This window comes from Streptomyces niveiscabiei (assembly GCF_001419795.1).
Lineage (GTDB): Bacteria > Actinomycetota > Actinomycetes > Streptomycetales > Streptomycetaceae > Streptomyces > Streptomyces niveiscabiei.
The window spans coordinates 1-13,367 of sequence record NZ_LIRL01000343.1; the positions used below are offsets into that span (position 1 = coordinate 1).

7 protein-coding genes are annotated in these 13,367 nt (G+C 71.9%); 2 read left to right on the top strand and 5 right to left on the bottom strand.

The window, feature by feature from the left end:
• Positions 1 to 1,107: serine/threonine-protein kinase (locus AOK24_RS17480; protein ID WP_159051903.1), on the bottom strand; the 1,107-nt coding region annotated here is incomplete at its 3' end.
• 251 nt (positions 1,108 to 1,358) lie between these two features.
• Here AOK24_RS17480 and AOK24_RS17485 point away from each other — a divergent pair.
• Positions 1,359 to 2,939, top strand: a complete 1,581-nt coding sequence (locus AOK24_RS17485; RefSeq protein ID WP_055721005.1) for a CBS domain-containing protein — start codon at positions 1,359 to 1,361, stop codon at positions 2,937 to 2,939.
• A 5-nt stretch (positions 2,940 to 2,944) separates the two neighbouring features.
• Here AOK24_RS17485 and AOK24_RS17490 read toward each other — a convergent pair whose 3' ends face one another.
• From AOK24_RS17490 to AOK24_RS17505, 4 genes are read right to left on the bottom strand one after another with little or no spacing between them, the layout of a single operon-like run.
• Entirely contained in the window at positions 2,945 to 4,189 is a 1,245-nt protein-coding gene (locus tag AOK24_RS17490) for a TIGR02679 family protein (RefSeq protein ID WP_055721006.1), read from the bottom strand.
• Entirely contained in the window at positions 4,186 to 8,352 is a 4,167-nt protein-coding gene (locus AOK24_RS17495) for a TIGR02680 family protein (protein ID WP_055721007.1), read from the bottom strand. The genes AOK24_RS17490 and AOK24_RS17495 overlap by 4 nt, the downstream gene beginning before the upstream one ends.
• A complete protein-coding gene (locus tag AOK24_RS17500) occupies positions 8,349 to 9,698 on the bottom strand; it encodes a TIGR02678 family protein (protein WP_055721008.1) in 1,350 nt (449 codons plus the stop codon). The genes AOK24_RS17495 and AOK24_RS17500 overlap by 4 nt, the downstream gene beginning before the upstream one ends.
• On the bottom strand, positions 9,698 to 11,242 hold the full coding sequence (locus tag AOK24_RS17505; protein WP_063799470.1) for a TIGR02677 family protein: 1,545 nt from the start codon (positions 11,240 to 11,242) through the stop codon (positions 9,698 to 9,700). Before AOK24_RS17505 ends, AOK24_RS17500 begins: the two co-directional genes overlap by 1 nt.
• A 133-nt stretch (positions 11,243 to 11,375) precedes the next feature.
• Here AOK24_RS17505 and AOK24_RS17510 point away from each other — a divergent pair, with 133 nt between their 5' ends.
• Entirely contained in the window at positions 11,376 to 13,367 is a 1,992-nt protein-coding gene (locus tag AOK24_RS17510) for an N-6 DNA methylase (protein ID WP_055721009.1), read from the top strand.

Here is a 13,367-nt window from a genome sequence, read left to right on the forward strand (position 1 = left end):
GTCCACGACGGTCGGGGGGTACGCCGGGGCGGGGGGTTCGATGTCGTCGATGACATCGACGTCGTCCGCCTCGTCCAGATCGATGCCGTAGAACTCGGGGTCGACGTCCGGCAGGTCGGCTTCGATCGCCTGGCGCGCCTGTCGCTCGATCTCCGGGGCGACGGGAGCGACACGCACGCCCGGGGGCAGTGTCGGGGTGAGCCCGGCGGATTCGACGAACGTCATGAGCTGCTCCGCCGCGAGAGCGGGAGTCAGGTCGGCCTCGGCGAGCATACCGAGCAGGCTCAGCTCCAGTGCGTCGAGAGTAGGGCGTTGGCCGGCGGCACCGACCAGGACCTGGGCCAGCAGAGAGAGGTAGGGCAGCGTGACGCCGTCCCACTTCGGCGCGGACGCCATCGGGACGTGCTTGTAGGGCGGTCTGCCTGTCCGGGCGTAGAACAGCGTCGCACCGAGCGAGTACACGTCGGCGGCCGGAGTGACGCGCTTGGTGTCCATCGCCTGCTCCAGCGGCATGTACTGGAGGGTTCCGATGCCCTTCCCGGTCTCGGTGAGCGACTGGCCGGAGGCCCGTTCGATCAGGCCCGCGAGCCCGAAATCCACCACCACGGGTCCGAACGGGCCCATGACGACGTTGCCCGGCTTGAGGTCGCGGTGCAGCAGGTTCGCGTCATGGATCGCGCGCAAGGCATCCACAAGAGCGAGGCCGAGCGCCGCCCACGGGCCGATATCGAGGAAACCGGCCTCCTGTACCAGCGTTCCCAGAGACGGCCCCGCGATGTACTCCATGGCGAACCACGGCTGTCCGTTCGCCGGGTTCTCCTGGAAGGCGATCAGCGCGGGAACCCTCTCACTGACCACCGCGCGCACGGCGTCGATCTCCCGGCCGAACCGCTTCCGGGCCTGCAGTTCCCCCTCCAGCAACTCCGCCCGGATCATCTTGACCACGACCAGCCGGAACGGGTCGGTCCCGGCGCCGTCGGACTCGACCAGGTTGTACGCGGCGGCCAGTTCCCCGGAGAGGTCGTCCAGGGGGATCCGGCGTGCCAGAAAGGCCACGCCCATACCACCCGCGCCCAGTCTGGCCAGCAGTTCGAACGGTCCCACCACACGCGGATCCTCGGCGTCCAACGGCTGCATCGGCGCTCTCGTCCCCCGGCCCTCTCGTCACGGCCTTCGCATCGGCCCCACTCCCGTGGGGGCAGTCTACGGGTGCGGCGAGACGGCCACGGGGGCCAGGGGAGGCCGATACAACAGGTCAGGTGGCCTTTTTCCGGTGGCTGCCGAGTGCGGCTGCTATAGGGTCGCGCCACGCGATCGTGTGAGGGGGGCCTCACCGAGTTCACGGGGAGGGGCACGTCATGCGGGCCTGGGTGGTACGCGCGGGACAGAACGGCGAGCGGGAGCAGACCGCCCTGGAACAGGGCCTGCTGATCGCCGGATGGAACGAGCTGGAGGACCTGGCGGGCGCCGCCACCCGCGAGGACATCAAGGCCGCGGTCGCCGCCGGCTACCCCGACGAAGGTCCGTACACCGTCGGCAACTGGACCGGTCAGCTCCACCGCTTCGTCCACGAGATCCACGTCGGCGACCTCGTCGTCCTCCCGCTGAAGTCCTGGCTGGTGGCCGTCGGCCGGGTGGTGGGCGCGTACGAGTATCGCGCGGACAGCGCCGACGGAGCACACCACGTACGACGGGTCGAGTGGCTCGTCACGGACATCGACCGGCAGCGGATCCAGCCCGACCTCCTGGACAGCATGGGCTCGCTGCTCACCGTGTTCGAACTTTCCAGGTTCGGCGCGGCGGACCGGGTCGCGCATCTCGCCGAGGGAAGGCCGGACCCGGGGCGCCCCGACGCGGACGAGTTCGCCGCCACGCTCACCGAACCCGCGAAGCTGTACGAGGAGGTGCGCCGGCGCGGAACCGATCAGCCGGTGATCCTGTCCATCCGGGACTTCCTCGCCGTCTGGGGAGCCCAGCGCCGGTATCCGGCGGTCATCGACCAGATCGAGAGCGACCTGGAGGCCGGTGGGCTGGTCACTGTCCCGCCGTTCACCGAAGGCACCTTGGACAGCCAGATCACCGTCCTCGCGGGAGGCTCGGAACCGGACGACTCGGGGACGAGCGTGTTCACCAGGACCGTCTCCGCGGAAGGCACTCTCCCGTCGCCGTCCCTCGGGCAGGTGGTCGGCCTGCCCGAGGAGGACACGGAGTCACCCGCCGTCGCCTACCTGGTCAGCAACCTCGACTCAGCGAACCGTATGCCCGAGTGCGTGCGGGTCGGCGACAGCCTCGACACCGCGACCACGCTCATGGTCCTGCGCAACTTCAGCCAGCTCCCCGTCCTCGGTACGGACGGTCGGCTGAGCGGCGTCGTCAGCTGGGAGTCGATCGGGAAGGCGCGGATGGCCAACCGCACCCCCGATCTGCGCGCGGCGACGGTCCGCGGTCAGGAGGCCGACCGCTCCGACGACCTGCTCAACTGGGTCGAGACCATCCAGCAGTCCGGCTACGTCGTCGTCCGCGACCACGACCACAAGGTCTGCGGACTGATCACCGCGGCCGACCTGACCGTGCAGTTCGGCACCCGGATACGGCCCCTGGTCCTGCTGGAGGAGATCGAACAGCGGCTGCGGCGCATGGTCGACCGGTGTATCCCGCTCGACCGGATCAGGGCGATCGTCCCGGGCCGGCGGGCCGCCCGGGTGCACTCCGCGGCAGACCTCACCCTCGGTGACTACAGGTACCTGTTCCTCGAACCCGAGAACTGGACCACACTCGGCTGGATCATCGACCAGCAGTACTTCCTGACGGCGCTGGAGGACTGCCGGAACTTCCGCAACGCCGTGATGCACTTCAGCCCGGACCCGATCACCGAGGACCAGTTGGTGCCCGCGCAAGGGTTGCTCGACCTGCTGCGTTCGATGGATCCGCAGGTCTGAGCACGTCAGTCCTGCGCGAGGTCCTCCAGCAGCAGTTCCAACGCCGCTTCCTCATGCAGGGCGACCCCCAACGCCTGCATCGCCGGAGCCAGTTCGGCGTCCCAGCCGGCGTCCACCCGGGGGCCGGCGAGAGGGAGTGCCGGGATGCCGCGGAGTTCCGCGCGCAACGCGAGGTACTCGTAGTCGGCTGTCCGCATCCGCCACGGACTGGCGTCGTACCGGCCCATGATCCGGTTGGCGAGGGTGATGCCGGGCCAGTCGAAGTCGCCGTGGTAGACGAAGGCGCAACCGGACTCCGCGAGCGTGTCGAGGAGGGTGAGAACGACGGTCGCCGCGCTGCCCGAGGTGCAGACCAGGGGGGTCGTGCGAGCGGAGTCGGCGGCGGCTTCCACGACGCGCGGGTTCTCGCAGACGTGGACGCAGGTGTTCGGGGACAACGACAGGTGAAGTGTCCGCAGTTCACGCAGTGTCAGATGAGTTTCCAGGTGGTGGGCCGACCGCTCGCGCAGGGCAGCCTCCTGCCAGGTGGCCCCGGCCGGGCGCAGACCGTACGTCAGGACCGTGCTGGAGACCTCGTCGGGGGTGACTCCGGCGGTGCGCCACAGGGCGCGGCGGCCGGGGGCACCCGTCGGGAGGCCGGTGTCGTACGCGAGGGCTATGCCTCGCAGGACGAGGCGGGCGAGCGGGGTGTCGTCGTCCAGACCGTGGGCCGAGCCCGTCGTGAGGGTGGCCAGGTCGCCACGGCCCCACGAGGCCGAGGCCGGGAAGAGGTGCGCGAGGGTCCGGACCGCCTGGAGGACAGTCGTAGGGGTGCCCGTGCGGTGAGTCTCGGCCAGCCATTCGTGGGCCCAGGGCAGATCGGCGAGGGGGGTGGCGGAGAGAGCCGACTCCGCCTCCGCACGTAGTCGGGCGCGTTCCGCCGATGCCTCGTCACGGGCTGCTCTGCGGTCCACCAGGGGCGGGCCGAGGACGGTCAGCGTCGCGGCCAAGCCTCTGCCGACGGCGCTGGTGCGCAAGCGGGCGTCGAGGTCCGGCAGGCGGATCACCGCTGTGGCGCCGGTGATGGGCCTCGCCAGAAGAAGGGACAGGGTTTCGCGTTCCCCCGCGTCGAGGTTCTGGAGCCGGATCGTGCCGGTCGGCCGGAGGGCGTTGCGTTCGAGGCGGGTGCGGGCGGTCGCCCAGAGGCGGGCCAGGCCGGGGCGGGTGAGGAACTCTCGGGTGGCGGTGTCCAAAGGCTCGTCGTCCGTCATACCGACACCAGCCTCCGCTGCCGCCCGTTCCACGTGTAGTGCAGCGTCGCCACACCTCGTACGTGGGGATCCCGCAGGCACTCGTAGATGTGCAGGGACGGCACGTCGGGCCAGTTCCCGATCAGACGTTCGCTGGTGAGGACGAAGTCGAGGTCCAGGTCGACGAGGATGCGGCCGAGGCGCGCGTGGGTCGGCTCGTCGACCTTGGCGAACGCGTCGTCCAGCAGGATCAGCCGAGGCGTGTGCGGCGCGGACTCGGCGAGGCTGGTGAAGTGGGCCGCCGCGGCGGCGAAGAGGACCAGATAGGACAGGACGCGCTGCTCGCCCTGGCTCAGGCCGGTCCGGCCGGAGAGCCGGCGGCGGCTGGCCGGGGCCGCGTCGTTCACGACCCAGGGGACGAAGGTGAACCACTCCCGGTAGTCGAGCGTGGTGCGCAGGTGGGCGGCGTAGCCCGCGGCCGGGTCGGCGCGGCGGGCGTCCTCGATTCGGCGCTGGAGGACGTCGCGCAGTTGCTCGGACTCCTCGGCGGTGCGCAGGGCGGCGGGACTGCGCAGCAGGTCGACGGCCGCCTTGACGTCCGCCTCGACGCCTTCGGCCAGCTTCCAGTCGAGGGTGACACCGAGGCCGTGGGACGTGCGGACCGTGTCGAGCGTGGAGTTGAGGGCGGCGACGAGGGTGCCCGCGGCGAGCACCTGGGTGGAGAGGTGGTCGCCGAGCTCGCCGGTCAGGAAGCGCTGGAAGACCTCGCGTTCTCGGTCGGTGAGGCGGCCCCGCGCGGCAGCGGCCTCTGCGGCGATGCGCCGACCGACACCGGCGACGTCGTGCGGGCCGTTGTCGTCGACGAGGCGGCAGAGCTTGATGCCGTCGTACTCCTCGATCGTCGCGTCGTACCCGCCGGAGAGCTGGTCCCGCAGCACGGTGTACTGCTTGTGGAACGCGTTGTCCACGAGGTCATGGGCCTTGGCGTCCAGCCGGTCACGGAGGACGTCGACGAGATGGCGGAGAGCCTTGACGCGCTCCCTGGCCTCGGCGTGCACCGGGTCCGGAACCCTCATCCGGTCCACGTCCTGTTCCAGCCCCGCACCTTCCAGCACACCCGGCAGCGACAGCGTCGTACGCAGCCGCCGTCCGCTGGTCAGTACCTTGCCCTCCTGGGCGACCAGCGCCCCGCGCCGCTCCGTCGCCGTCTCCTCCGCACGTACCCGATCGTCGTGCACGCCCTCCATGTCCTTGCGCGCACGCGGAAGTTGGCGCTGCACGGCGTCCAGACGACGCTGTCCCTCGGCCTCGCGGTCGAGGATCTCCTGTTCCGTGGCGCCGAGTGCCTCCTCCAGGGTCCGGACGGTGCGCCGGGCTGCCTCCAGACGGCTCAGCGCCTCCCCGTAGTCGGACTCGGCGTCCTCGCGGGCCGACTTCGCGCTCTCGTAGTCGGCCCGGCTGTCACGGTGGGTCCCGACTGTCGACGTGAGCGTACGTATCCGCCCGCGCACCACATCGGTGCCCCGGCCCAGGCGGTCGAGGGCGAGGCGGACCGTGTCGAGTGCGGTGAGTTCCGCCGGCAGGCCGTGCGCACTCGCCGTCGCCTCAGCCTCCCGCCGCGCGACGACCTCGCGGGCCCGCGCCTCTTCCGCCTTCCGGGCGGCGGCCGACACCTGACCGGCGAGGGACTCGGCCGCGCGCTCGGCCTCCTCGGTACGGGCCCACGCGGCGGTCAGCCCTCGCGCCGACGGCGGACGGCGCACGAGGTCGTCGACCTGGTCGCGGTGCTCGCGCAGCTCACGCAGGTTCTGTTCACATCCCGCCAGCTCGTCCCGCGTCGAGGCGATCCGCGCGGAGAGCTCGACCAGCGCCCGCCGCCGGGTCTCCGCGCGCACCTCGGCACCGACGTACTCGGCGGACAGCTTGCCGTGCCGACCGTGGGCGACCCCGAGCTTCCAGGAACCGTCAGTCCCGATGACGGTGTGGGCAGCGCCGCTCCCCGCCGACGCCTCCACCAGCGCCACTGCCTCCAGCAGCCGGCTCACCTGCTCGACCGTCACCCCGCTCTCCGGAGCCGCGACCGGGTGAAGCGCCCGGCTCAGCGCCGGTCCGGCGACCGGTGCACCGGCGGCCAGGAGCGTGTCGTGCGTGGCCGGGTCCAGAACGGTGCCGTCCGCGCAGACCCAGGCGTCGAGCAGGCTACTCGCCTCCAGCGCCGCCTCCAGACCGGCCCGCTCCCCCTGCGCCAGGCCGTCGGCGAAGTCCACCAGCCGGTAGAACGGTGCTCCGGTGCCGGGCGAGCGGCCGGCGCTGCGATGAGGCGGAGGCGTCGGCTCCGGGTCGGTGCGGCGCTCCCATTCCTCGTGCTCGCGGCTCAGCCGGTCACGGGTGCCGGTCAGTTCCCGGACGGTGACGGCCAGCGCGACCTGTCTCCCGCCCGCCTCCGCCAGCCAGGGAGCGACTGCGGCCCGCACCTCGTCGGCCACTTCCTCGGGGACCTGCGCCGACAGCGCCCCGTCAGCCGCGTCATGGGCGGGTACGACGTCCAAGGGGACGCCGGTGAGCGTGCACAGCCTCTCGGTCCAGGCCCGCGCTTCGACGGCGTACGCCTGCGACTCCCGGGCCGTTTCCGCACGGCGCAGCTCCACCCGGCCCCGCGCGCTCTCCGCCTGCGACTCCAGTTGCTCGCGGGCGGCGTCCGCGTCGTGCGCGTCCTGCCGGGCCCGGTCGGCTCGCCGGACCAGGCCGGTCAGCTCGGTGACCGTCCGGGACCGGTTCCTGATCACCGGTCGTACGGCGTCGAGCCGGGTGTCCCAGGCCGCCAGCGCCGCCGTGCACGCGTCGGTGTCGACGGCGGTGACCGCGTCGTGCCGCACAAGGTGGAGGTCGCCGTCCGGCGAGGTCAGCCGGGCCGTCTCGGCGGAGGCGAGCGGTACGACCGCGAGGGCGAAGGGCTCCCCCAGGTGCGCGGGATCGAGACCGGACCGCTCGGCCTCCTTCACCGACTCACCGTGTGCCGTGCTCAGGTCGACCAGTTCCGCGCCGAACTGCCGCGCCTGTGTGCCCAGCCGCCGGCCCGCGCCCTCCTGGTTGCTGTGGGCCTGCCGCAACAACTTGAAGGCGGTGACGGCCGTGCTGTGCAGCGCCTTGACCGTCGCACGCCGCTCTCCGAGCTCCTTCAGGCTGCGGTATCCGGTGCTCACGCGCAGCGCCGCGAGGTCCGTCTCGAACGCTTCCCTGTCCTCTTCGAGGGCCTCGACGCGCGCCGTCAGTTCGTGCTCCCGGCCGCGGAGCGCTTCCACCTTCCGGCCCGCGTCCCCGGCCGTCTTGCGGCAGTCCGCGAGCCCGCCCAGTTCGGTGCCCGTCTCCTCGGCCCGCCTGCGCAGCACGCCGTGCAGATAGCCCCGGTAGCCCGTGAGGAACGTGCGCAACGCCAGGTCGGTCCGCTCGAGGCGGCCGAGGTCGGCCCGTACGGTGTCGAGGTCGTCGAGGTTGCGGGCCACCTTCTCCACCACCTCCTCGTCGAGCGCGGGCAGGGTCTCGGCGAGGACGGAGACCAGGCCACCGGAGTCGACGCGGTCGCCGATCGTGGGGCGGCGCAGACGGTGCAGGAGGTGCAACAGGTTGCGGTAGCGGGCGGTGTCGGTCAGGCCGAACAGCTCGCGGGCGACCCGGGCCCGGTGCTCCACCGCCCGGTCGGTGAGGTTGTCCGCGCCGATGACGGTTCTGAGCTGGTCGAGAGGGAGCGGTTGGCCGGCCGGGGCCAAGTGCAGGTCGTGGCCCACGCGAAGGCCGGTCACGAAGAAGAAGGGCTTCGCCGTGCTGGTCGAACGCGAGGCACGGACTGCGGCGCCGAGCGTGAGGTGATGGTCGTTCCCGTCCTCGTCGGTCCGCGCGAACTCCAGCCACAGGTAGCCCAGGCGGTTGGTCTGCTCGAAGCCGTCGAGCATCAGCCACAGGAGGGTGGTGCGGCCGGTCCCGGTCGCGTCGAGGGCGCGGGCGTCGCCGTCCAGCAGGTACGGCAGGAGCAGTTCCAGGGCCTTGGACTTGCCCGCGCCGTTCTTGCCCCGCAGCAGCAGGCGGCCCTCGCCGAAGACGAACTCCTGCTCGTCGTACTGCCAGACGTTGCGGATGCCGGCGCGGTGGAGGCGGTAGCGGTGCTGACGGTCCGGACCGTGGGTCATCGGGGCGGCTCCTGCGGAGTGTCGAGAAGGGCGGGTGCTCGTCCTGGTTCAGCGGCTCGACGGGGCTTCACCGCGACTGTCGTCGCGTATCGGGCCGCTGCGGCGAGCAGCACCCAGCCGGTCGTGCCGCCCCCGCCGCGTGCTTCGGAGACGTCCGTGACGACACGGCCGTCCGTCGCCGTCTCCTCATATCCCTCGGGCAGGCCGTGGCCGTCGGCGCGGACGGGTCCGGCGGGGGCGATCAGACGCATCCGGGTGAGGTGGTCGAGGACGGCGGCGAGGAAGGCGTCACGGTCGTCCAGGAGCCCGCGCTGCCAGTTGCCGCGCCTGCCGTACTCCTCGATCAGTTCGTCGAGCAGCTCGGGCAGCGTCGCGTCGGGGACGGGTACGCCGATGACGAGCCGCCCGCCGACCGCCGGATGGCCGGGGTTCTCGGGGCGCAGTCGGTCCACGAGCCGTTCCACCAGCAGCAGCGCGGCCTGGGCGACCGTACCCGTACCGGGGAGATGGAGGTCGGTCAGGTCGGCCTCCGAGTCGATCAGGGCGATCCCCTCGGCACGGATCTCGGCCTCCAGACCGAGGAGTTCGGAGAATGCCTGGGACTCGCGCCGCTGACGCGTACGGAGCCACTCGCGCTCGGCGTCCGTGAGGTCGTCGAGGTGGACGACGGGGGTCTCGACCAGCCGTCGGCGGACGTACGTGCGGGGACCGCCGAAGCCGGGGTCGGCCGCGCGTCGTACGAGATCCGCTCCGTCACGGCTCTGGGCGAGCGGACCCGCGACGACGGCCCGCGCGATCTCCCGGTCCACGGTCAGCAGCGCCTCGCCCCCGTTGTCCTCGGCGACCGCCGAGACGTGGCCCTCGGTCTCGGTCAGGACACCCCAGTCGACGAGTTGCCGCAGTGCGGCGGCGAGTGTCCGCCGCTCGGTCTGCCGTCCGTTGTCGGTGATCTCCAGGCCGGCGTCCACGGCCGCGGACCTCAGGTCGCCGACGAGCTGCGAGAGCAGGAGCTGTTCCGGGGCGGTGACGAGGACGGAGAGCGCGAGAGTCAGGTAGGCGTACGTCCGTGGTGTGAACGGCGTGCCGGTCGACGGGCGTTCGAGGCGATGGCCGGCGCCGGGGCCCAGGCCCGCCTTGAACAGACGGGCGTAGCCGGCCTCCACCAGCAGGCGGTAGCCGAGCACCTGCTGGAAGCGCTGGGCGAGCCAGTCGGCGTGCTTGCGGACCAGCGGGAACGTGTCACGGTGGGGCCCGGTGCTGGTGATCAGCGGGTGGGCCAGCAGAAGCCGGGCGGCGGCGCGGCGCTCGGCTGCGAGCGCGACGTCGTGGGTGGAGGGCAGGGCCATCAGGCGGTCGCCTCGCTCGGGACGGGCGTGCCTATGCTCTCGACGGCCACGGTGAGGTCGTCCGCCGCCAGGTCTCCGTCGACCGAGCGCAGGACGGTGTGACGGCCCGGGGTGCGCCACACGGTCAACAGGATGCCGAGGTCCGCATCGCTCGCCCGCGCACCGTCGAGCTCGAAGCCCGTTGCCGAGCGGTGCAGACGGGCCTGCCCCAGCGCGGTGGTGAGGAGTTCCAGCAGCAGCCTCATGGCCGGTGCGCTGAGCCTCACCTGCCCGAAGTACCCCGAGGCGCTGCGCAGTTCGTCGGCCGCCGCCCGCCGGGCCGCCGCTTCCTCGCGTGCCTGTTCCATGAGGCGGCGCTTCTGCTCGGTGTGGTCCTCGGCTGCGGCCGAACGCCCGCGCGGGGCCCTGCTGCCGCGCTCACGCAGCGCGACCGGTACGTCGACCACGGGTCCGGTCCACCAGCTGACGTACGCGGGAACCGTCCGGTCCGGGTCGGGTGCCACTCCGAGGTGCCGTGCGCCGTACAGCCCGAAGGCGGCTACCGCGATGTCGTGCGCCTCCGCCGGTTCGGCGGCGTCGAACCAGGCGGCGAGCCGGAGCAGGTCCTTGCGGCGGGACATCTCGCCGGAGGCCGAACGCAGCATCCGCTTGGCGTTGGCCAGCAGGGACTGGAGCGCCCGCAGCGTGGCGTCGCGCAACTGGTCGACCTGGCTGCCGTGGCCGCCGCTGTCGGTGAACCAGTCGCGCAGTCCCTCCCAGTCGGCCAGGTCCCGCCCACGGCTGCGCTGCACCCGGGTCTCGGGCAGCGCCTCGGCGAGGGCGGCGATGCCTGTGGCGTGCGTGTCGATGCGGGCGAGGAGCGCGGGTAGGTGCGGCCAGACCGCGGTGAGGTGAGCGGCGATGCGCGGGGAGCGCAGGGAGACGTCCTCGGTGATCGCCTCGACGTAGTCGAGCAGCAGCTCCTTGAACCCCTGGTACTCGGCGCCGTCCAGGTCGTACCGCGCCAGGACCTGGCCCAGGTAGGCATAGAAGTCCCGCACGGATTCCGCGAACTCGGTGAACTGGACGAAGAGGGTGCTGATCCGCTCCCACGCCTGCTGCGGATCGGCGCCGCCGGGCGCGGAGGCCAGGGCGACGATCTCGCTCAGCCCCCGGTCGACGAGCGCGAGCAGTTCACTGCTGACCTCCCGCGCGGCGTCCGCCCCCGCCAGGACCTCGTCGGCGTCCCGCTGGACACGCTCCCCCAGCTTGGAGAGCTGGTAACGGGATCGGGAGCGCTGGTAGTCGGCGATGCTGGTCGCCTTCACGGTGTGGGTGCTGCGGAGCAGGTTCCCCCAGCTCGCCAGCTTCTCCAGCCGGGCCGCCAGCGTCTCGGCGTCCAGCTCACGGCCCAGCTTGGCCAGCACGTCCGGCACCGCGAGATCCGCGAGCAGCGTTCCGCAGAACACCCGCATCACCGCGATGTACTCGAGGCGTTCGGGCGCGGTGAGATAGGCGTACACACTGAGCCGCTCCCCCGCCCGGGACAAGTCGTTCCCCTCCATGTCCACGAGGGTACGGACCGCCACCGACAGTGCGCCGCCAGTCTTCACGGAACGTCCCGAACCGAATGCCCGACGTATACGTAAACTCAGTCAAGCAAGGCAGGACAGAGCGACTGAGAGTGCGGAGGAGATCATGTCAGGGAGTACGGGGACACCCCCGGTTCTCGTCACCTTGGCGGAAATCGCGCGAATCGCGGGGGTCGGGCGGGCCGCCGTGAGCAACTGGCGGCGACGGCACGAGAACTTCCCGGCCCCGGTCGGCGGCACCGACACCTATCCGCAGTTCTCCCTGCCCGAGGTCGAGGCCTGGCTCCAGCAGGAGAACAAGTTCAAGGCACCGGTCCATCCGCTCGACCGGCTCTGGCCCGAGTACGAGGCACTGGGCGAGCGAGATGCGGCGGGGCTGCTGGTGGCGGAGGCCGGGCTACGGCTGAGCGGGGCCGAGACGATCCGGCCCACGGGCGGGGAAGCCTCGGACCGGTACCGGTCCGACCTCCTGGAACGGACCCTGGAGGTGGCCGGAGCACGCGACGGCCGGGCCACCTTCCTCCTGCTCCTGGAACGCTGGCTGCGCACTCATGTACGGCAGATCACCGCGACTCCGGCGCATCTCGCCGAGCTGATGCTGGGCATCGCGGGCCTGGAACACCCCGAACCGGTGTTCACAGTCCTGGACCCCGCGTGCGGTACCGGAACGCTGCTGGCCGCCGCAGGCCGGCAGTGGGGCGCGGACCTGCGTCTGCTGGGCCAGGACAACGACGCCACCCTGACCCGGCTGGCCGAGGCCCGCCTCGCTGTCGACGGCCTGTCGAACGTCTCGCTGCGCACGGGAGACACCTTGCGGGCCGACGCCCACCCGGGGGCGGACGCCGACGTCGTCCTGTGTGATCCACCGTCGAACGACCGCGACTGGGGCCACGCCGAACTCGCCACGGACCCGCGCTGGGTGTACGGCCAACCGCCGCGCACCGAACCGGAACTCGCCTGGGTGCAGCACGTGGTGGCGTCCCTCGCCCCGGGTGGTGTGGCGGTGCTGGTCCTGCCCCCCGCGATCGCGGCCCGCCGAGCAGGCCGGCGTATCCGGTCCGGTCTGCTGCGCGCCGGTCTGCTGCGCGCCGTGATCGCTCTGCCGCCGGGCGCCGCTCCGCCCTACGGCGTCGGGCTGCACGTGTGGGTCCTGCACGCGAAGGGTGCCGGCGCGCAGGGGGAGGAGGAACCCCGTACCGAGCTCACGCTGGTGGACACCGCACGGCACAGCACGGAGAAGGCGGGCATCGACTGGCCGGCGGTGACGGCGCAGGTGATGGGCGCCCTCTCCGGCGAAGGGACACGGGGCAGCGTCTCCGTACCCGTGATCGACCTGCTGGACGAACAGGTGGATCTGACACCGGCCCGTCACATTCCGAGGAACCGGACCGCCACTGTCGTCGATCTCCGGCGTCTGTGGTCCCGGTTCGACGGCCACATGAGCGAGGTGCGGGACGCCACTGCCGTCCTCGCGCAACTGCGCCCCACCAGTGACGACGAGCCCACCCCCCTCATCAGCGTCGGCGAGCTGGAGCGGGCGGGCGCGGTGGAGATCCGGTCCGGGCAGACCCTGCCGGACGAGCAGGTCCGGCAAGGAGAGCCTCGGGAGGACGACACGCGCGTCGTCATCAGCGCTCCCCTCGCCGGGCCGGCGCACCTGTGGCTGTCCTCGTCGGCCGTCGCCCAGGGCGAACTGGACGGCTCCCTCACCGTCACCGCCTCGCAGGACGTCATCGTCTCCGTGCTGGCCCGCGCCTTCGACGTCCAGGTCGACACGGACGCGCCGTCGGTGCTCGGCCCTCAGCTCACCCTGCTCCGAGTGAAGCCGGACGTCCTCGACCCCTGGTTCCTCGCGGGCTGTCTGCGCTCCCCGGCCAACGTTCAGCAGGCGGGCACCCACGCGTCGACCACGTCACGCGTCGACGTACGGCGGCTCCAGGTCCCACGGCTCGCCCTGGCGGAACAGCGACGGTACGGGGAGGTCCACCGGCGGGTCAGTGCCTTCGAGCGGGAGATGCGGGAGATGCGGACGGTGGGTGCGGAGCTCAGCCGTTCACTGGGGGACCTGCTGGCCACAGGGCAGTTGCCCCGCACCTGA